General features: G+C 68.9%; 15 protein-coding genes. 9 read left to right on the top strand and 6 right to left on the bottom strand.

The genetic code is table 11. The features are described from left to right. Positions 1–86: 86 nt before the first annotated feature. The 9 genes from ACGFZW_RS36175 to ACGFZW_RS36135 all read left to right on the top strand — a co-directional run bounded on the left by ACGFZW_RS36175 (position 87) and on the right by ACGFZW_RS36135 (position 10,773). The gene (locus ACGFZW_RS36175) at positions 87–338 is read left to right on the top strand and encodes a hypothetical protein (RefSeq protein WP_393897578.1); all 252 of its coding nucleotides are present in this window, start codon (positions 87–89) and stop codon (positions 336–338) included. Continuing rightward, positions 335–1,375: a conjugal transfer protein gene (locus tag ACGFZW_RS36170; protein WP_393897577.1), complete on the top strand. Its 1,041-nt coding sequence runs from the start codon at positions 335–337 to the stop codon at positions 1,373–1,375. Before ACGFZW_RS36175 ends, ACGFZW_RS36170 begins: the two co-directional genes overlap by 4 nt. After that, positions 1,372–1,692 (top strand): hypothetical protein, encoded by a 321-nt coding sequence (locus ACGFZW_RS36165; RefSeq protein ID WP_393897576.1) that lies wholly within the window; start codon positions 1,372–1,374, stop codon positions 1,690–1,692. Before ACGFZW_RS36170 ends, ACGFZW_RS36165 begins: the two co-directional genes overlap by 4 nt. Continuing rightward, complete coding sequence (locus ACGFZW_RS36160; protein WP_393897575.1) at positions 1,689–2,306, top strand: hypothetical protein; 618 nt, start codon at positions 1,689–1,691, stop codon at positions 2,304–2,306. The genes ACGFZW_RS36165 and ACGFZW_RS36160 overlap by 4 nt, the downstream gene beginning before the upstream one ends. Further along, entirely contained in the window at positions 2,306–4,837 is a 2,532-nt protein-coding gene (locus ACGFZW_RS36155; protein ID WP_393897574.1) for an ATP-binding protein, read from the top strand. Before ACGFZW_RS36160 ends, ACGFZW_RS36155 begins: the two co-directional genes overlap by 1 nt. After that, positions 4,834–7,287: a hypothetical protein gene (locus ACGFZW_RS36150; protein ID WP_393897573.1), complete on the top strand. Its 2,454-nt coding sequence runs from the start codon at positions 4,834–4,836 to the stop codon at positions 7,285–7,287. The genes ACGFZW_RS36155 and ACGFZW_RS36150 overlap by 4 nt, the downstream gene beginning before the upstream one ends. After that, complete coding sequence (locus ACGFZW_RS36145; RefSeq protein ID WP_393897572.1) at positions 7,284–8,255, top strand: NlpC/P60 family protein; 972 nt, start codon at positions 7,284–7,286, stop codon at positions 8,253–8,255. The genes ACGFZW_RS36150 and ACGFZW_RS36145 overlap by 4 nt, the downstream gene beginning before the upstream one ends. 434 nt (positions 8,256–8,689) lie before the next feature. Next, a complete protein-coding gene (locus ACGFZW_RS36140; protein WP_393897571.1) occupies positions 8,690–9,067 on the top strand; it encodes a hypothetical protein in 378 nt (125 codons plus the stop codon). A 638-nt stretch (positions 9,068–9,705) separates the two neighbouring features. Further along, positions 9,706–10,773, top strand: coding sequence for a protein kinase family protein (locus ACGFZW_RS36135; protein WP_393897604.1), 1,068 nt, complete (start codon positions 9,706–9,708; stop codon positions 10,771–10,773). A gap of 198 nt (positions 10,774–10,971) precedes the next feature. On the opposite strand, the gene ACGFZW_RS36130 is transcribed toward ACGFZW_RS36135, so the two are convergent. From ACGFZW_RS36130 to ACGFZW_RS36105, 6 genes are all read right to left on the bottom strand, one after another. After that, positions 10,972–11,469 carry a GNAT family N-acetyltransferase gene (locus ACGFZW_RS36130; protein ID WP_393897570.1) on the bottom strand — a complete coding sequence of 166 codons (498 nt, stop codon included), beginning with the start codon at positions 11,467–11,469 and terminating at the stop codon, positions 10,972–10,974. 612 nt (positions 11,470–12,081) lie between these two features. Continuing rightward, positions 12,082–14,553: a type VII secretion system-associated protein gene (locus ACGFZW_RS36125; RefSeq protein ID WP_393897569.1), complete on the bottom strand. Its 2,472-nt coding sequence runs from the start codon at positions 14,551–14,553 to the stop codon at positions 12,082–12,084. Then, on the bottom strand, positions 14,550–14,960 hold the full coding sequence (locus ACGFZW_RS36120; protein WP_393897568.1) for a hypothetical protein: 411 nt from the start codon (positions 14,958–14,960) through the stop codon (positions 14,550–14,552). The genes ACGFZW_RS36125 and ACGFZW_RS36120 overlap by 4 nt, the downstream gene beginning before the upstream one ends. Continuing rightward, positions 14,957–16,753: a putative T7SS-secreted protein gene (locus ACGFZW_RS36115; RefSeq protein WP_393897567.1), complete on the bottom strand. Its 1,797-nt coding sequence runs from the start codon at positions 16,751–16,753 to the stop codon at positions 14,957–14,959. Before ACGFZW_RS36115 ends, ACGFZW_RS36120 begins: the two co-directional genes overlap by 4 nt. Beyond that, positions 16,753–17,361 carry a hypothetical protein gene (locus ACGFZW_RS36110; protein WP_393897566.1) on the bottom strand — a complete coding sequence of 203 codons (609 nt, stop codon included), beginning with the start codon at positions 17,359–17,361 and terminating at the stop codon, positions 16,753–16,755. Before ACGFZW_RS36110 ends, ACGFZW_RS36115 begins: the two co-directional genes overlap by 1 nt. Continuing rightward, positions 17,358–17,834, bottom strand: coding sequence for a hypothetical protein (locus ACGFZW_RS36105; RefSeq protein WP_393897565.1), 477 nt, complete (start codon positions 17,832–17,834; stop codon positions 17,358–17,360). Before ACGFZW_RS36105 ends, ACGFZW_RS36110 begins: the two co-directional genes overlap by 4 nt. Between the last annotated feature and the right edge of the window lie 396 nt (positions 17,835–18,230).

Genomic DNA, 18,230 nt, shown 5'->3' with positions numbered 1-18,230 from the left:
TTCTCTGTTCGTGCGGAGGATTCCGCGCACCGAGCGCAGCGGAGGGAGCCGTGGTGAACGAGGGGTTGGGACATGAGGGAGAAGCGGTGGAGCTGAAGGCGGAGGAGTTGCGGCTGGTGGCGATTCGCCGGCGGGCGACGCAGCTGGCGGTCGCGTTGGTGACGGAGCCGTTCTCGGCCGACACTCACGCGCAGTTGCAGTCGTACGTGGAGCGGGACGCCGATGAGGCGCAGGTGCTCGTGCGGGAGGTGCTGGCGCTTCCGCCGGCGCGGCTGCGCGAGCGGATCGCCGAGCTGACCCGGTCCAAGACGGTGCGGGGCGAGGTGACGGCGTCATGAAGTGGCGCCGTAAGGAAGAGCAGACCCCGCTGCCGGTGGAGGAGTCCGCGCAGCCGGACACCGGGTGGGCCACCACGTCGATGTCGACGGGTGCCATGGCGAACTGGACGGCCGTGGTGCGTTGGAGCGCCTGGGGCCTGCTGCTGACGGGGCCGCTTCTCGGGGGCTTGGCGCTGGCCTCCACGGCCCAGCCCGCGGCCGTCCCCACGCGGGCGGAGGCGCCGCGGGCGCAGCCGGCGTCGTCGGATTCGGTGGCGCCGGCGGGCTTTGCCGAGGTGTACGTCGCCGCCTACGTGAAGGCCGGCGACAGTGACGCGGACGCGGAGGAGCTGGCGGCGTTCTACCCGGCGGCGCGTTCGATGTCGTGGTCGAGCGAGGGCGGAGCGGAGCGCACGGAGTCGGCGTCGGCGGTGCAGGTGCGGCAGATCTCGGCCAGCTACTGGTCGGTGACGGTGGCCGCGCGGATCACCAGCTCGGCGAAGGACGCTGACAGCGGCCGCGTCCGGTACTTCCAGGTGCCGGTGAGGGCCACCGGCGGCCGTGGAGCCTCGGGTTGGACGGCTGCGGCGCTGCCTGCCGAGGTTGCCGCCCCGACCGGCGCCAAGGGCGCAGCGCCTGAACTGTCGTACGGCGCGGCGCACGCGCCGTTGAATTCCGACCCGGCCGTCCAGACGGTCCGCGGATTCCTGGCGGCGTACCTGACGGGGCGAGGTGAGCTGGACCGCTACCTCTCCCCCGGCACCGCGCTGCACGCGGTGCGGCCGGCCCCGTACACGGCGGTGGCGCTCACGCAGATCGCCGACCACGGCCAAGGTCCGGCTGAAGGCGCCGAAGCCCAGGCGCCGCCCGACGGTGTCCAGCGCCGGCTCCTGGTCGACGTCGAGGGCGACGGCCAGCACACGAGCAGCCGGCCGATGACGTACGCGATCGAACTGCGTGCCCGTGACGGCCGGTGGGAGGTCGCCTCCCTTGAAGCCGCGCCGGCTCTCGCGGCGCCCGGGACGAACTCGAACTCTCAGGAAGGGCAGGGCTCATGAATGAGCTCCTTCAGATGGCAGGGGCCATCTCCGACGCCAACAGCATCGTCAGGCAGCTCAAGAACTTCTTGCTCGTGGGCGTGCTGGGGCTGATGTATGTCGTCTCGATCGTCTTTGTGTGGGGACAGACCAAGAGCGTGCTGAAGGCGGGCGTCGCGGCCATCGGTGGTGCGGTGGTCCTGGCCGTCGTCGTCAACATGACCGTGCTGCGGGACAAGATCGGCGAGGACATCAAAAACCCCTCCGGCGGTACGGCGGCCCCGGCCGCGGTCCGCGTCGTCGACCACATCGATCCCCTGGACGGCGGCCGGCCATGAGCACCGCAACTGCTTCGCCGGAGCCGCTGATCGGCCGGTGCTTCACCAAGGCACGCAAGCACACCCTCGTGGTGGGGCACTGGCCCGGCGGCGGCCGCATCTGGGGCGGCCCCTACACGGTCCCGCAGATCATCGTCGCCGCCGCGGCCTTCGCCGCGGCCTTCCTCACCCGCGGACTGTGGGCGCACCACGGTCTGGTCGATGTCCTGCCGCTGGTCGGTGTGCCCTACGCGCTGGCGCTGGTCGTGGGGCGCATCCATGTCGATGGCCGCAACCCCCTGTCCGTTGCCGCGAGTGCGCTGGGCCTTGCCGCGAGCGGCAGCGCGGGGCGGTTGGACGGCCGGCCCGTGCGGCAGCGCCGAAGTGGCGCGCTGGTGGGCGTCTGCACTCTCACCTGGCAGCCGCCGACCGAACCCGGCTGCACGGCAGCACCAGGGGCGGAGGCCCTCGCCAAGCCGGTGCGCCCGACTCCCGCGTCGACCCTCCCGGACAACGGGCCGGCCGCCGGTCGGTCCGCGGCCGACGCCCCCGTGGTGCGGGTGGCGTCGGGCGTCGGCGCGCTGCTCGCGGCACGGGCCGCGAGCACGACGGACACGACCGAGCTGGGGCAGTAATGCGAATTCCGGTACGGCACATCGCCGGCAATGTCATCTGGACCCGTCACGGCACCTGCTGGGCGCTGTGGCGGGTGGAGGGCAGCGGACACGCGCAGTCCTCCCGCACCGTCAAGGAACGCCGGCTGCGCGCTCTGGAGTCTCTGGTCAAGCAGGTGCGCGGCGAGGCGATGCTGCTGTCGCTGTGCCCGCAGGTCGACCCGGCCGAGGTGGTGCGGCGCATGACCGACGGCGTCGACCTGGCCGCGAGCGAGCGCTACGCGCAGCTGGCGACGCGAGTGTGGGACCAGCTGGAGCACTTGGAGCTGACCAGCCGCGCGGACTGGCTGGCCGTACCGATGCCTGCCGGCGGCAAGAAGCAGGCGGCCGGCATGGCGATCGATGCGGCCCGCGCGGAAATGGCCCAGCAACTGGGCCTGCTGCCCGCACCGGTCAGCGCCCGCGAGGAAGTGCGCCGGCTGCGACAGGCGCAGGACCTCTCCGCGACTTGGCCCTCGACCGTGGCGCTGCGGCCCGCGACCGAGGCCGAGATCCTGTGGATCTACGGGCACAGCGCGCGGCGCGGAGTGCTGGAGCCCCTCCTGCCCGACCCGGAGCAGAGCGCCGGGCGCGGTCGCGGCCGCGGCGCAGCAGCGTTGGGGCAGGTGGTAGTGGCAGAGGGCGCCCTCCCCTGCGACGGCGGTGACGATGCCGACGCGCACCGGGGCCGGTTCGGGCGACGCTGGCTGCAGGTGAGCACCGAGTGGGGCGAGTCCTACCAGACGGTCTTGGCGCTGTCGGAGATGCCCGAGCGGTTCGTCTTCCCGGGCAGTGAGTATCTGGCGAGCCTGGATGAGTTCGCTTTCCCCGTGGACTGGGCGATGCGTATCAAGGTCACGCCCGGTGATGTCGCCGAGGCCAAGGCCCGTCGGCAGGCACGCGAGCTGGCGGGTCAGGCGGGGGAGTACGAAGGCGAGACGGCTGGTGTCCCCTCTCGGGTGCTGGATGCCGCGGACGGGATGGACGAATACCGCGCCGCCATCACCAGCTCGAAGACCGAAGTCGAGGTCCAGGCGATGGGTGCGCTGTGCGTGTGGGGCGCCACTCCGGCCGAGGTCGAGGCCCGCGCGGCCGACCTGCAAACGCACTTCGCGGGCAACGACTACGCCTTCACCCGCCCTCTCGGTGAACAGGAGAACCTCTGGTACGGGATGCTGCCGGGCGCCCGTACTCCGAAGGTGATGGCGTCCTACGCGCAGGTGCTCCTCGCGCGGGACTTCGCGATGGCCGGTGCGTTCGCCGGCAGCGCGCTGGGCGACGCCAAGGGTCCGCTGTACGGTCTGCAGCTGGCCGGCGGCGGCACCCGGCCGGTGTTGACCGACTGGTCGCTGGGTCCGCAGAAGTCGGCGTCCGCGTCTGCGGCGTATGTCGGTGAGCTCGGCGGTGGCAAGAGCGTCGCGATGAAGGCCGCCGTCTACGCCATCCTCGCCGCCGGCCGCAAGGCTGGTCTTCCCGGGAGCCGGGGGCGGGCGGTCATCGTCGACCGCACGCCGCAGCAGGAGTGGGTCCGCTTCGCCACGGCGTGCCCCGGCACCACCCAGGTCATCACCATCGACGCCCAGGCCCAGGTCTCCCTCGATCCGCTGCGCACCATCCGCGACCGTGCCCAGGCCCAGCGCCGCACCGAAAGCTTCCTGACACTGCTGCTGGGCCTCGGCCCCATGAGCGATCAGGGCATCGCACTGTCGGAGGCGATCGAGGCAACGCTGGCCGGTCCGGCGCCGTCCATGGCAGGGCTGGTCGGTGAGTTGCAAGGGCGGGGCAAGCGCGATGCGACTTCGAACGCCGTTGCGCGCAAGCTCGCCTCGGTGGCCCGCAAGGACCTGGCCCGCACCATCTTCGACCCGGCCTTGCCGGTGGTGGACACCTCGAAGGCCGAGGCGATCGTCTTCGCCACCGCCAACCTGGCCCTGCCCAAGGAGCACGAACTCAGTGCTGACCGGCTCTCCACGCTGGAGTTCGAGAAGGTCTTCGGCAGGGCGGCGCTGTATCTCATCGCGGCACTGTGCCGCGAAGTCTGCTTCGCCAACCCCAGTGAGTTCTGCGTGGCCGTGTGGGATGAGTGCTGGTGGCTGACCTCCTCCCCCGAGGGCATGGGCCTGCTCCTGGAGCTGGTGCGCGACGGCCGCAAGCACAACGCCGGCTGCCTGGTCGGCAGCCACGACGGCGAAGACATCGGCCCCGAGGCATCCGCCACCGGGCAGGTCATCCGCGGGCTCTTTCCTCGGAAGCTGTTGTTCAGGCAGACCGACGTCGCCCTCGCCCGTCGCGGCCTGGCCTTCCTCGACCTCGACCCGGCCGACGAGGACCTGGTCGAGCTGGTCACCACCGGCCTGTCCCCCATGGACGTGGCCGATGAGGTCCGTGCGCAGCGGGCTGGTGAGTGCCTGCACCGCGACCTGTACGGGCGGATCGGTGGGATGCAGGTCGTCATCCCGGCCGACCCCGAGGCGGCTGCCGCCATTCACTCCGACCCGACGCTCGCAGTATGAAGTGGCTGCGCGTGGCCGGGCAGACGGCGTGGAGAGGGCGGCGGGGTACCTGGCGGCTGGTGCTGGTGCTGTGCGCCGCGGCGGTTCTCACCACGGGGCTGGGCGAGCATGCGGCAGCGGCTCCCGAGCCCAAGCCCTCCGTGTCGACATCGACCAGTGCGCAGCCTTCCCCCTCCGGCGAGAAGCCTGCGCCGGACGAGCGTGCGGGTGTGGCGGCCTACGAGGACACGGCTCAGGGCAAGGCGGCCGCGAAGAAGGCGCAGCGGTTGGCGAAGGAGTCGCTGCGCAAGAAGCTGCATCGGCTGGGCATCGGCAAGGACGACTTGCTCGACTCCTTTCATGTCACCGATGAGAACGGCATCCCGGTCAGCGCGTTCAAGGTGGACTCCGAGAGCGGCGAGTGGTCCGACTGGGACCTGAAGGTCCAAGAGTGGCTGACCAGCCTGCTGTTCATGTGCATCAAGTGGCTGGTGGCTTTCGCCTGCTGGCTGCTGACCTGGGCGCTGGGCTTCAAGCTGGCCGCTCTGCTCCTCAAGCCGGCCCTGGCGGTTTCGGACTCCCTCTACAACAGCGTTCTGCTCCAGATGGGTCTGCCCGGCCTGTTCCTCGCCTTCAGCGGCACCGTCGCCGCATGGCACTTCTTCTTCGGTGACCGCTCCCGCGGCTGGGGTGAGCTCACGGCGTCGCTACTGATTTCCGCGCTCGCCGTCACCAGCCTGGCCTCGCCGCCCCAGACGCTGCTCGGCCCCGACGGCGCCGTGGGCAAGGCACGCGATCTGGGGGTGGCCGTAGCCGCCATGGTCATGGGCGATGAGGACCCCACTGGGCGTTCGGCCGACGCGGTGGCCGGCATCACCACGCCGATCACCGACGAACTCGTCAACGCGTTCGTGGTGCAGCCGAGCATGGTGCTCACCTACGGCCAGACGTTCACTGACGACACCAAGGACAAGTGCGCGTCGCAGTTCACGTCGTCCCGCATCACGACAGCGTTCGTCAATCAGAAGGTCGCCGAGCAGACCAAGAAGATCAAGGACATGCCGGGCCTCGGCGACATCGCTCTGCCCGGTGTCGGCGGCGATCTTGAAGACGTCGTCAAGGACAAGGCAGCGCAGTGGGGCATGGACACCTTCGGGACCAAGCCCGACGCCAAGTTCGAGAAGGCATGCGTCAGCGGCAACGCCAAGGCCGCGAAGAAGGCCTCCGTGGACAAGCTCGCCGGAGCGTTCTTCATGCTCCTGGCAGCGCTGCTGGTCTGCGTGCTCATCATCGCTCTCGCCGGCGGCTACCTGGCCGCCCAGGTCTGGCTCGCCGCGGAGGCGATGCTGCTGCGCTGCGCGCTGATCGCCGGCACCCTGCCGGGACCGGGCCGGGCATGGCTGTGGTCGCGGGGCGCCGCGATCGCCCGCGGCCTGGCCCTGCTTATCGGCCTGGTAGTGGGGCTCGGGGTGTTCGTCGTCGCTGTCACCGCCGTGGTCTCCGCGCCCGCGAAAGACATTCCCGGCGGCATCGTCGTTCGCTTCGTCACCGTCGACATTCTGTGTGTCGGCGCGCTCATCTTCCGCAAGCGCCTGATCCGCCAGTCGCATCAGATGGCTGCCCGGCTCAAGGCCCGCGTCGGAGCGTCCAAGCTCGGCGGCGCTGCCGCCCCGTCCGACCTCGGTAGCGGCGGCGGTGGCGGCCGGCGCGGCGCCCTGGGCAAGATCGGCGGCGCCGCGCTGATGCTCGGCATGATGGCCGCCACCGGCGGCACCGCCGGCGCTGTCGGCGGCGGCCTGGGCCGGGCCGGCAGCGCCCGAGCGCTCACCGGGCGTCTGGCCAAGGGCGCCGGGAGCCTCGCGCGCGGCGCCGAACGGACGGTGCGTGCCGGAGCCCGGACCGGCATGCGCGCAGGCCGCTTCGGGCTCAAGTCCACGGTGGGCCTGCCCGTTTACGGGCCGCGGGCCGCACGCCGCACGGCGGCCGCCGTCCAGGCCGTCCCCGGCCAGGTCAGCACCGCGGCCACCCAGCTCAAGGACCGCCTCGATACCGCGCGGAGTGTGTATGAGCCGCAGGTACGGGACTTCGGCGACGAGTACTGGCGCGGCATCGGCGGCCGCTGGATCAGCAACCGCGTCCGAGCACGCCGCGGCCTGCCGCCGCTGCCCTCACGACCCGCGGGCCGCTCGGCCCGCCGAACCACCGGGCCTCTGTCCTCCGCGGCGCATCGTGCCCCGGGCCGGCCGCTCAATCCGACGCCTGCCGCGTCACCGCGGCGCAGCCGTCGGCACCAGATGGTGCCGCAGCGGCCGCTGACCCCACCGGCGTCCAGCCAGCAGGCGAGCCTGCAGCAGCGCCTGCACCGCATCCGCACCCGCGCCGCCGCGGCCAACCGGCCCGTCACCCCGCCCGCACCGCCGCGCCGCCAGCCCCCGCCGCCCCGGCCCACCCGGCCCAGGAGGCGGTCATGAAGAAGCCAGCCGTAGCCGTCGGCGCCGGTATAGGGGTAGGGACCGTCGCGCTGATCGGTGTGCTGGTGCTGTTCATCGCTGCCGTGGCGAACGGCGCGGCCAGCCACCAGGAAGAGCAAGGGACGGCCGGGACGCAGATCTCGGCGGCCAGCAGTCCTGTGGGCGACATCCCCTCGAGGATGCTCGCGCTCTACCGGCAGGCCGCGCCAGCTGCCTGCCAGGGGTTGGACTGGTCGGTGCTCGCCGCGATCGGCAAGGTCGAGACCGACCACGCCCGCCACCCCACCATGCACTCGTACGCGGGAGCGGTCGGGCCGATGCAGTTCCTGCCGAGCACGTTCAAGGGGTACGCGAACCCCGTCCCGCCCGGCGGCGCCAACCCGCCCACCCCCTGGGACCCCACCGACGCCGTGTATGCCGCAGCGCGGATGCTGTGCGCCAACGGCGCCAAGACCGGCACCAGCAAAGGGCTGTACAAGGCGGTCTACTCCTACAACCACGCCGACTGGTACGTGCAGAAGGTGCTCGCCCAGGCCAAGACCTACGCGACGGCGCAGCCCAGCGGCCCCGGGCCGGACGGTGATGGGGCATCCCACCCCATCGTGCAGGCCGCTGTCAGCAAGCTCGGTGTCCCCTATGTCTGGGGCGGCGGCACCGTCAACGGGCCCTCCGGCGGTGGCTTCGACTGCTCCGGGCTCACCTCGTACGCGGTGTATCAAGGGACAGGCCACAGGATCGTCTTGCCGCGCACTTCACAACAACAGCGTCACGTCGGAACGTCCGTCCCGCGTGAGGAGATGCGACCTGGCGACCTCATCGTCTTCGACAAAGACGACTGGGGCCATGTCGGGATCTACGCCGGCGGGGGCCGCATGGTCGATGCACCCCGGCCTGGCAAGTCCGTCGAAGTCATCAGCTTGTCGGGGTACTGGGAGCAGTACGCGTGGGACGTCCGCCGCGTCGGGTGAGAAGCTCCCCTGGCCCTGTGACCGCTGGGAGCTTCGTCGCGTTCTCGGATACGGCTGGCGATCAACCGGCTTGTGAATGTCGAGCAGAGCTGACGGCAGCCAGACACTGCAGAGCCGGGCACTGGAAGCCCAGGGTTTTGCGGCCGGCCGAGCTCACAGCGGTGGGCCGTGGAGGCGCGTCGTCCGGGCGTCGGAGGCAGCGGCGGCGGACTGCCGGTTCAGGGCCGACGTTTAGCAATCGTTGATCACCTTGATGTCTACTGGACAGTACGGAAGCGGTCCTCGCTGCGTGGTCGGTGGGCCGTCCGGCTCGTTGACCTCAGTCCCACGGGGGACACACGGGCGGAGCAAGTGAGCACTTTGGCGGGCTGTTTCGGCATCCGCTGCGCTTCCGCGTAAGACGGGCATCACAAGCGATGAGAGAAGAGAACTGAATGAAGAAGCGGGCTCATGGCCTCGCGGCAGCGACTGCCCTGATGACCGGCCTGGCTGTCGTGGCCGGAGCAGGTACGGCGAGCGCCTCCACCAAGGAGAGCTACCCGGGCGGCACGGTCAGCTTCGTCAGCAAGGGCGACGTCCTCACGGTCAAGGACAACCGCAAGGACGGGTACACCTTCCAGGTCTGGGTCTACAAGACCGTTGACGATCTCGGCAATGAGAAGCGGGTGGCACTGTGCAGGGCCTCCGGCGGCTACGGGGCGAAGAAGGTCTGCAACCTGAACCTCACGGAAGGCAGGCGCTACCACTTCAAGGCCTCCATATGGAACGGCAGTGGTGTGCCGAGTGTCGGGGACTTCTACGACCGCGCCTGACCGCGGCTGACTGTGTGAACCGATAACAGCCGGCATCGACCGCGCCAGGCTGCACGCCCGCGTGCGGCCTGACGCGAATCGATTCACAGTGCTCGCGCCGCAAACGGCGACGGCCAGCGGGCCGTCGAGACAGGCAGCAGTGGCCCGCCCGCCCTCGCGCACTCTGCACTCTGCACGTCGCCCAAGCCCAGCCAATCAGTCGAGGTCATCAGTCTGGCCGGGTGATGGGGAGCCATACGCGTGGGACGTCCGCCGCAGCGGGTACCAACAACAGCCCCCAGGCATTGGAAATTACCCATGCTCCCAGCTTCACGGCGCGGCGCGTCGGATACGCGACGATTCCCTTCCCCGCCTGCCGGGGGAATGTTTCCCCGTCGGCCATCCCGCGCCGTCGAGTAACAGCCGCACGCGAGAGGATGTCGTCATGAGCGCCTGGGGGGTAGCACTGATCGCGGCAGGGTCGGCGATTGCCGGCAGCGTCGTAACCGGCTGGCTCACGCGCAATGCCGGACTACGTCAAGCGGCTGCAGCACGACTCGCAGGTGAGAGCCAAGCTGCGGTCGCGCTTGGCAGGACGGCGTAGCCATTGAAGGATCGAGGTCGGTGCCCAGGTGGAGGAAGCGGTGAAGTGCCCTGATATGTCGCGCGGCGCGCGTCTCACCGCTCATAGTGCCGTCTCCACAACCCTGGCCCTGTGCAGTGATCGCGCCCTGGGCGAGCTCGTGGACGTCGCCGTGCCGATCGGTTCCGGCATCGGCGGCAAGTCGACCCTGCTGGAGGTCGCCGGAACACCGGTCTTCGTGAAGCGGGTGCCCCTCACCGATCCAGAGAGGCAACCGGACAGCGTCCGTTCCACAGCGAACTTGTTCGCGCTGCCGGTCTTCTGCCAGTACGGCGTCGGCACCATCGGCGGGCCGGGCTTCGGGGCCTGGAGGGAGCTCGCCGTGCACACCATGACGACGAACTGGGTGCTCGCGGGGAAATACGAGGGCTTCCCTCTGATGTACCACTGGCGGGTGCTGCCGGACTCCACGCCCCTGCCCGAGGAACTCGCCGACGTCGAACGGGCAGTCGCCTACTGGGGCGGTGGATCGCAGGTGCGCCGCCGGATCGAGGCTATCCAGCAGTCCTCCGCGAGCGTCGCGCTGTTCCTGGAGTACGTCCCACAGAACCTGCACCAGTGGCTGGGCGAGCAGATGGACGCTGGCAGCGAGGCCGCCGACCGAGCCTGCGCCATGGTGGAGAGGGACCTGGAAGCTGGAACCTCGTTCATGAACAGCCGCGGCCTCCTGCACTTTGACGCCCACTTCGAAAACATCCTGACCGACGGCCAGCGCCTTTTCTTCGCGGACTACGGACTTGCAATCTCTTCCCGATTCGAGCTGTCTCAGGAGGAGGTCGGCTTCTTCGACCGGCATCGGACCTACGACCGCTGCTACTCAGCCAGCTACCTGGTGAACTGGCTGGTCACCGCCCTGTACGGGTACGGAAGAGACGACCGCGAGGCGCAGGTGCGCGCGTATGCCCAAGGCGAGCGTCCCACGGGAATTCCAGAGGAAGCCGCGGCAATCCTCGCCCGACACGCCCCGCTCACCGCAGTGATGGCGGACTTCTTTCGCAAGTTCCAGCGCGAGAGTAGGGAGATCCCGTACCCGCTGGAGGAGATTCGCAGGGTCGGCCGTATGTACAGCCCACCCATCGACTGACGGACCGCTGAGGTAATCACTCGCACATGGCTCGGCTGCCGTACATCAGCTCCAGCAGTACCCGAAGGCATGACGATGACCCGACCACGCATCCGGCACCAACTTGCTCAGCAGCCCGGACAACGGAACTACCCGTCTAGGGTCAGCCGACACAGGCTGCGGTAGAAGTCAGCTGTGACTTAAGCGGCGAGAGGCCGTTCAACACGCTCGCTCGTATTCGACCTGGACAAGGGTGTTCCCGTCACCAAAGTCGAAGGAGCGTGCGGCCCCGCACTCGGTGAAGCCGCACTTGCTGTAGAAGCGACGGGATTGTGGGGTGTCGCGCAGGGTCCACAGGTGCACTTGGGCGAACCCGTCGTCGCGCACGCGAACCAGCGTCTCGGTCATCAATACGGCGGCGACGCCAGTGCCCCAGCTGTCGGGGTGGCTGTAGAAGGTGTGGATCTCGGCAAGACCCGGCCGGGTCGAGGACGGACTGAAGGCGGACAGTGCCAGAGGGCGGCTATCGAGTTCAGCTAGCAGGATTGTCGCTGCGCCCTGCGCGATCCTCTCGTGCCATCGCGTCCGCCTGCTCTGGACCGCACATGCCGCGAACTCGGGAGCGAAGAAGGGGGCATAAGCCACCTCCCAGGCTGCGGCGTGGATCTCACCAAGCACGTCCCCGTCATACGGGTCGGCGCGACGGACTTCCAACATCAGATCAGCATATCCGCAACGCCTTTCGGGCCACCTCGGAATCCAGACGGAGCCTTGAGTCGGAGGGCTCAACCACCGGAGCCACAAGCTCCCCCGCCACTTTGGATGTGGCGAAGGCCGATCTCTCGCCCCGGACCAGGGCCCTCTCCTGGCTCCAGCGGCCCGACCCTCAGGAGGGCAGGTTCTCCATCCCCACAGCGATCTCCCCGGGCCTGTACACGCGCGCCTCGGTGTCACCGTCGAACAGGACCTCAAACCACCAGATCGGCTTGCCTCGTTCCCGGCCCCAGCTCCGGTCCTTGATCACACCTTCACGGATCTCCCGCCCGGACTGTTGGCACGGTCGCATCGGCCGAGGGCCGGCGCCGCACGGGCGGGGTGCCAGAATCCGGGCGTACGTGTCAAGGACGCCACCGGCGCGGCCGTACCCGAGAACGATCTCTTCGCCGGGCTGCGTTAATCCGCCTGTCCCGCCACCACACCACCAAGCACGTCCTGCACTGGTCGATCTGGCGACGCCGCCAACAACACCAAGCCCGCCAAAGCCACTACAAACAACGAGGCCACAGCCCATAGAGCCGTGACCTCGTCACCACAAACGCAATTGCAGTACTAGGCATCACGCCAGGACGGCAAGAGCTCGTCGAGGAGGGCCTCGGTGCGGGGCGGGAGGCTACGGGCGCCGCCGCTGTGCTCGTGATTGCGGGCGATGAGCGACGCTGCTATTGATCCGAGCTTGGCTGTATCGCCTGTGGCGTGTGCGGCGCGTAGAAGTTCGTTCCAGAGCCGCTCGTCCGTCGGCGCGGTGGTCAAGGCCGTGTTGAGGGCGTTGAGCGCTGGTGTCGGGTTGCCGGTCTCCAAGTGGTGGGCGGACAGGGCCAGTGCGACGTCTGCCACCAGTAGGGGCAGCTGGGCCTCGATGATCTCGTGGGAAAGCCAGAGGTAGCGGCCCTGTGGGCGGTTGGCGAGCAGGGGGCCGCGGGCCAGTGCCAGGGCGTCGTTGAGCACGCGTTCCCGTATGCGTGCGTTACTTGCGCCTCTGCCCGCGGTGGCCTCGTAGTGGAGGGTGCGGAGCACGTCGAGGTCGGAGACGACGGATGGCGCGAGAGTCAGCCGACCAGTGGTGTCGGTGCCGAGGCGCGGGGCTCCGTCGGGGTCGCTCCCCAGCCAGGTTCGCAGGCGTTCGATGAGGGCGTCACGGACATCCTCTGTTACGCCGCGGGGCCACAGTCCGGAGGCCAGAACGCGCGGGTGCACTCCTTCGCGATGGAGCAGGAGCATGGCCAGCGCCTCGTGGAGAAGCGGGCTGTGCTCGGCGTCAGGTACGTCAAGGCCGGTGATCTCGTAGGTGCCGACCAGCCGTGCGTACACCGCGGGTCGTCCGCTCGAGGTGATGTCAACCATGAACTGCGGGGTGTCGGGGTCTGCGCCGAGGTCGTCGTGGGGTGTGGCGCCGGCGAAGAGCTGGAGCACGGCATCGTGCTGGGCCTGGGGCAGGAGCTGTGCTCGCAGTTCCAGGCCGAGGAACGGGGCCAGGAGGCGTCCGTCAGGGGTGATTTCGAGTTTCCAGGTCGCGCCTGGCAGGCCGTTCTCCTCAGTGGCGGCCAGGTAGCTGATGCCCAGTCGACCCGAGTCGGCAACGAGCTCGGCGATCTTCGCTGCCTGATCCTCGGTCGGCTGTGCGGCGAGGAGGACCAGGTGGGGCGCGCATTGGGTGGGCTGTGCGGAGCCGGTGCGGCCGGTGGATACGGAGTCGTGGCCCGCCATGGCGAGGGCACCGCGCCGCTGCCGGGTTTCAGCGTCCATGGTTTCCAAGAAGGTTTCGACGTCGTCGAAATGGCGGACACGGGCGGGGTCGAGCGTGGTGAGCTCCGTGCCGAAGCCGACGAGGGTGACTGTCATTCGGTCCGACCAGCCGCTGGTGGCGAGTTCCGCGGCGACCGACGTGAGGACGGCACTCTGGTCCGCGTGCGTGCCGGTGAGTGAGACGAGTCCGGGGGCGGCTTCGAGGTTCAGCAGCAGGTGCGCGCCATCGAGGCTGCCGAGGCTGACCAGGCCCGGGTAGGGGGCGGCAGTGCCGGCGTCTGTTTCGTGTACCGGGATGTTGGCCCGTTGGATGCGCCAGAACGTCTCGTTCTGGCCGAGCTGCCATGGCGCTGGGGGCTTAGCTGCGGGATGGGCGAGCTGGAGGTTGAGCTCGCTGTCGGTGAGCCAGGCAACGTAGACGGTCGGCAGGGTGCGCGATTCGACGGCCAAAGCGGACGCCAGTCCCCTCAGGGCATGGTCGAGATCGCGTACGGCCTCCGGGTCAGCCCCGATGAGCAGCGCATCTTGGGTATCGGCGGCGACACCCTTCGGCTGGCGAAGCTCCGGGGTGCGGCGGCCGTTGGCGCCCATGGCGGACTGCCACAGGGCCGTGCGGCGTCGACGGCCGAGCGTCGCGAGCAGGCCGGAGGCAAGCAGCGGGGCATCCACGAGGGCCTCGGGGAGACTGTAGGACGACGAGTTGGGGCCGGCGTTCTCGCCACCGGCTTGAATCCCGGCCTCGCCTGGGATGGTCAGGCTGATGCTGTGGCCGGGGTTGAGGCGGATCGGGAGGCCGGTGGCGGCGAGGTGATGGCCGGTGGTCTGTTGCCACTGGTGCCAGGTGTCGGGGGCGTGGGTGGGGTGGGTGAAGGCCGGGATGTAGCGGCTGCCGTCGTCCTCGACGATGGTGTAGAGGCCGGTCTGCCCATCCTGGGTGAACAGGAGGAGCGTGGCGTCGCGGAAGGCCGCGAGGAGTTCCTGCTCGCTGCCATAACCGGTGACGGCGCGCTGCAGGGCTTCGTCCAGGGCGGTGAGAGGGGGCGGGAACTCCAACGCCATCGGCGACGGGCGGTAGTTCGGGTTGTGCTTGAAGGAAACGAGCTGGCCGGAGCTGCCGACGGACCAGCCGCCGACGATGCCGTACGGGGGGACGGCGCCGTTGGGGTCGAAGTGCGGGTCGATCGCGTACACGTAGCCGCCGCGCTGCTGTGCGGCCTGGGTCCGCAGAGCCTCGGTGACCGGGGGAACGGCGGGGGCAGGGCTGGACGGGGTGGTCACAGCGACTGGCTCCACTGCTCTTCGAAGGCGATCTGCTCGGCGACAGTGGCCAGCGTCTCGCGGGGTGCGGGCTGGAATGTCTGGATGCGATCGGCGCCGGTGGGGCGAAGCCCGGGCCTGAGTCGGTAGACGAGGAAACCCCCGGTCCCACGGCACATCCCGGAGGGCCAGGTGTCGCGACGCGAGCCGTTGACACCCAGGAGCCACCCCTGGGGTTCGATCTGCTCGCGGATGCGGGTGAGCGCCTCGAAGCAGTCATCTGCTTTGCCGGTGACATGGCCCCATGGGCCGTCGGCGATTACGGTGAAATCGTGGTTCTCGCCCTCCCAGCTCAGGACGGCGTCGGCCTGCTGGTCGCCGTTGAAGGCGAGGACTTCGAAACGGGCGGGGACCAGGTAGCCACTCATCGGGTCCATCCTTCGGGCAGTTGACTGGCGGGCGGTGCTTCAGGGGCGGGAGCAGGGGGCTCTTTGGGGGTATGAGGCTCGTATTGGGGGTTCGGCGTCCATTCTCCCTTGGACCCGTCGGGGAGGAGCTCCCAGGCGCCCTTAATATGTCTGCGGTCAATGCCCCCGGGGAAGGCGATCTCCTCCTCACCTCGGTACTTGTTATGCGGCAAGGTCTGGTTGACGTCGATGCCGCCGGGAGCATCCACCTCGTACCGGTATTTGGTCAGCCAGTTGGCATCGGCGTCCTTGGTAGTGCCCACAAAGGCCGACGCCTGGTTGCCCTCCACATAGCCATAAAGATCTGCGTTGGACGAGTCGCGTGGATGGAAGCCTTGGTCAAAGATCTCCTCGGGATCGCGGCTGTCGTTGCGATACAGCGGCTCGTGGTCTTCGCGCCACACCGGCGTGTGGCTGATGCTGTCCACGTCGACGCTATTGTCGGCGGCTGCTGGAAGGCTGCGAGGGTCGTCCGGGTCCAGTTCCCTACCCGCCCCGGCGGGCTCATCTGCGTACTCGGCAACATCATCGGTATGCGTTGCCAGATCATCGGCATGTCGAGCTGCGTCGGCCGCGTCATCGGCGTGCCTGGCAATGCCGGCGGAGTCCTTAGCGGCGGCCTTGGCGGCGTCTTTGGCGGCAGCGCTTTCCATGCCGTGGGCGACGGCTTTGGCTCCGACCTTGCTCACGGCGCCTCCGCCGCCGACGAAGTTCGTCGCGAAGGCGCCGATGGCCTGGTTGCGGTCGGTGCTCCAACCCTCGCCGATGACGCCCTTGACCAGCTCGGTGGGGTGGTTGGCAGTGTGGATCAGGCCGCCGGCGACACCGGTGAGGTTGGTGGCGTAGGCGGCCGGGTGGGTCAGGTTGTAGGGGTCCTGCGGGTTGACCGTGCGGACCAGGCGCAGCAGCGAGGTGCCGGTCTTGATGATGCCGCCCAGCTGGTGCTCGGCCCCGACCAGCTGATTTTTCACCATGTTGCCGGCGTCGCGCTTGATGCGGTCCAAGCCTTGGGGCTCGGCAGGTGCCCGGCAGGTGCCTCGGGCGAGCTTCGCGGCCAGTTGGGTGCCGGCGCTGTCGCGCTGGCTGCGGGCTGTCTTGAGCAGGTGCTCTGCGGACTTGCGTCCCTCGGCGCCGGGGTCGTGGAACGGGCCCGGCTCCTGCGGAGGCTCGTGCCCGGTGGCGTTGGCCTGCTGGTTGTAGTTGTCGACCTTGCGCTTGTACTGCTCCACGGCCGCCGCGGTCTGCTTCTGGGCCTGCTTCCACCGCTCGACCGCCTCGCGGGCCTGCTTACCCGCCCACTCGACCGTGTCGGCGTAGTGATCCAGCGCAGCGGCCGCGTCCTCGAACGAGTCGGCGGCGGTCAGCCAGCGCTTGGGGTGGGTCTGCACCTTCTCGCGAAAGCGGTCAGCGGCCTGTCCGTGCCAGTCCGAGGGATCCATCTTGCGCAGCGCAGAGCCGGTACGTTCGAAGGCCGCGCCCAACTTCTTCACCTGCCGGGCGGACTTACGGATGCTGCTCGCGTCCCCGTGCAGCAGCAGGGCGGGGTCGTCGGTCTCGTTCAGCTCGAGCTCGCGGGTCTGGGCACCCAGCTCATTGGCCGCCCAGGAGCCGGCTGCGTCGGCCTTGTCCGCCCAGTCGTGTGCGCCCACTTCATCAAGCAGCTTCGAAGTACCGTGGGCGACGTTCTGCACCCCGTCGGCGAAGGTGTCGCGGGCCGACTGGGTGACGCGGTCCAGATCGTCGAAGAGGCCCATCACTTCCCCTTCGCTGCGGTGTCGGCGTCGTGTCCGTCGTTGTCACCGCTGAAGGGTGTTGAGCCGACGGCCTTCACCGCCCCGATGGGACTCCCGACCACTCCGGTCTCGGTGACGTCCGTCCAGGCGTTGGAGAGGTTCTTCCGGCTCTCCTGGGAAGCGTCGTTGACACTGTCCATGGAGTAGTCGGGGGTGTAGCCATCCTTGATCTTGTCGCCCACCCGGCTCCAGGACATCTTCTCCGCATCCTCCGAGGTCAGCGTCGGGTCCGCAGTCGCGGACAGCACAACGTCCTTGAGGACGTCCGTGCCGTACTCTTCCGCTTCCTCGTAGTAGCCCGCGTTCAGATCCAATGCCCCGGCTACGTCGTCGCCCTCGTCCAGGAGCGCCTGGACCTCCCAGCCCCAACGGTCGGCGAAGTTGTCCAGCATCTGAGAAGCATCGGAGTGCCCCATCACGGTCGGCGACACCGACAGATCGGAGAAGCCCTGACCCGTGGACGCCTCAGTCGCATCCGTGATCTTCTTCAGCTCGTCCAGCGCATCGTTGATGCCCTTGGACACCTGCTTCAGGATCTGAGGATCGACCCCGAAATCACCACCGCTCACCACGTGGCAAGCTCCCCCTTGGCGACAGATTCCTTATCGAGCGCAATCCCATCCGGCACGATTCCGGGCACGGGTGGCAGGAAGGCGCGAAGTCCAGAGGACACGTCCACCACGACCCCCATCGGAACCCGGTCCCGCTCCACCAGCTCAGGAAGCAGTTCCTGCAACAGCTCCTCACCGCCCACGCGCAGGTAGCGTACGTATCGGGCCAGTTCGGCGGGCAGTTCGTCGGGCTTGGCTGCCTCCCACTTCTGCTGCAGAAAGGCGTGCATCTCACCTGTGCTGGTGAACGCGAACAGCCAGCGAATATCGTCCAACTCGCCACTCCACACGGCGCCTTCACCGAGCAGGGGGAGCAGAAGCTCCGCGCCCTGCGCGGCTTCGACCAGCGCCTGCGGATCGCCTTCACCTCGTAGGAACGCGGCCATCTGCGCGCGCAGTTCCGCCGTCCCTGTCGACAGCTCGCTGCCCATCCGGCTCCGCACCCTCGCTTGTGTCGACCTGTCACGACTTCAGCGCATGACAGGCAGCTCGGTACGACGGTAACCACATGGCATGAGCGGGTCAGATACTAGATCGACATCTGCGATCCCCGCGAATCGGGAGAGGACACGAGCCCTTCCCGTTGGCGCAATCGGCGGTGACCCAGGCGATGGGGAATGGGGAGACCACGGGGGCGTTCGATCAGGGCGGGCAAGGTCTCCCTCGATAGCGAAGTTGCGCTCGCCGGGAACACGGGCGGCGCGGCAGGGCTCGCGGTCGCCGGTGCAGGACAGCTTGGGGGGGGCGAACGGTCAGAGTTCACTGTCACAGGACATCTGTGCCGAGGCCGATTACCCGGCGAAGGAAGAAAAGGCGAGCCCGTGTGT

This window comes from Streptomyces sp. NPDC048248 (assembly GCF_043201875.1).
Classification (GTDB): domain Bacteria; phylum Actinomycetota; class Actinomycetes; order Streptomycetales; family Streptomycetaceae; genus Streptomyces.
This window is presented reverse-complemented; position numbering and strand designations above follow the sequence as displayed.

Coding starts and splice junctions, on each gene's coding strand:
- ACGFZW_RS36170 (WP_393897577.1), top strand. CDS start 335: ATGAAGTGGCGCCGTAAGGAAGAGCAGACCCCGCTGCCGGTGGAGGAG.
- ACGFZW_RS36165 (WP_393897576.1), top strand. CDS start 1,372: ATGAATGAGCTCCTTCAGATGGCAGGGGCCATCTCCGACGCCAACAGC.
- ACGFZW_RS36160 (WP_393897575.1), top strand. CDS start 1,689: ATGAGCACCGCAACTGCTTCGCCGGAGCCGCTGATCGGCCGGTGCTTC.
- ACGFZW_RS36155 (WP_393897574.1), top strand. CDS start 2,306: ATGCGAATTCCGGTACGGCACATCGCCGGCAATGTCATCTGGACCCGT.
- ACGFZW_RS36150 (WP_393897573.1), top strand. CDS start 4,834: ATGAAGTGGCTGCGCGTGGCCGGGCAGACGGCGTGGAGAGGGCGGCGG.
- ACGFZW_RS36145 (WP_393897572.1), top strand. CDS start 7,284: ATGAAGAAGCCAGCCGTAGCCGTCGGCGCCGGTATAGGGGTAGGGACC.
- ACGFZW_RS36140 (WP_393897571.1), top strand. CDS start 8,690: ATGAAGAAGCGGGCTCATGGCCTCGCGGCAGCGACTGCCCTGATGACC.
- ACGFZW_RS36135 (WP_393897604.1), top strand. CDS start 9,706: ATGTCGCGCGGCGCGCGTCTCACCGCTCATAGTGCCGTCTCCACAACC.
- ACGFZW_RS36130 (WP_393897570.1), bottom strand. CDS start 11,469: ATGTTGGAAGTCCGTCGCGCCGACCCGTATGACGGGGACGTGCTTGGT.
- ACGFZW_RS36120 (WP_393897568.1), bottom strand. CDS start 14,960: ATGAGTGGCTACCTGGTCCCCGCCCGTTTCGAAGTCCTCGCCTTCAAC.
- ACGFZW_RS36115 (WP_393897567.1), bottom strand. CDS start 16,753: ATGGGCCTCTTCGACGATCTGGACCGCGTCACCCAGTCGGCCCGCGAC.
- ACGFZW_RS36105 (WP_393897565.1), bottom strand. CDS start 17,834: ATGGGCAGCGAGCTGTCGACAGGGACGGCGGAACTGCGCGCGCAGATG.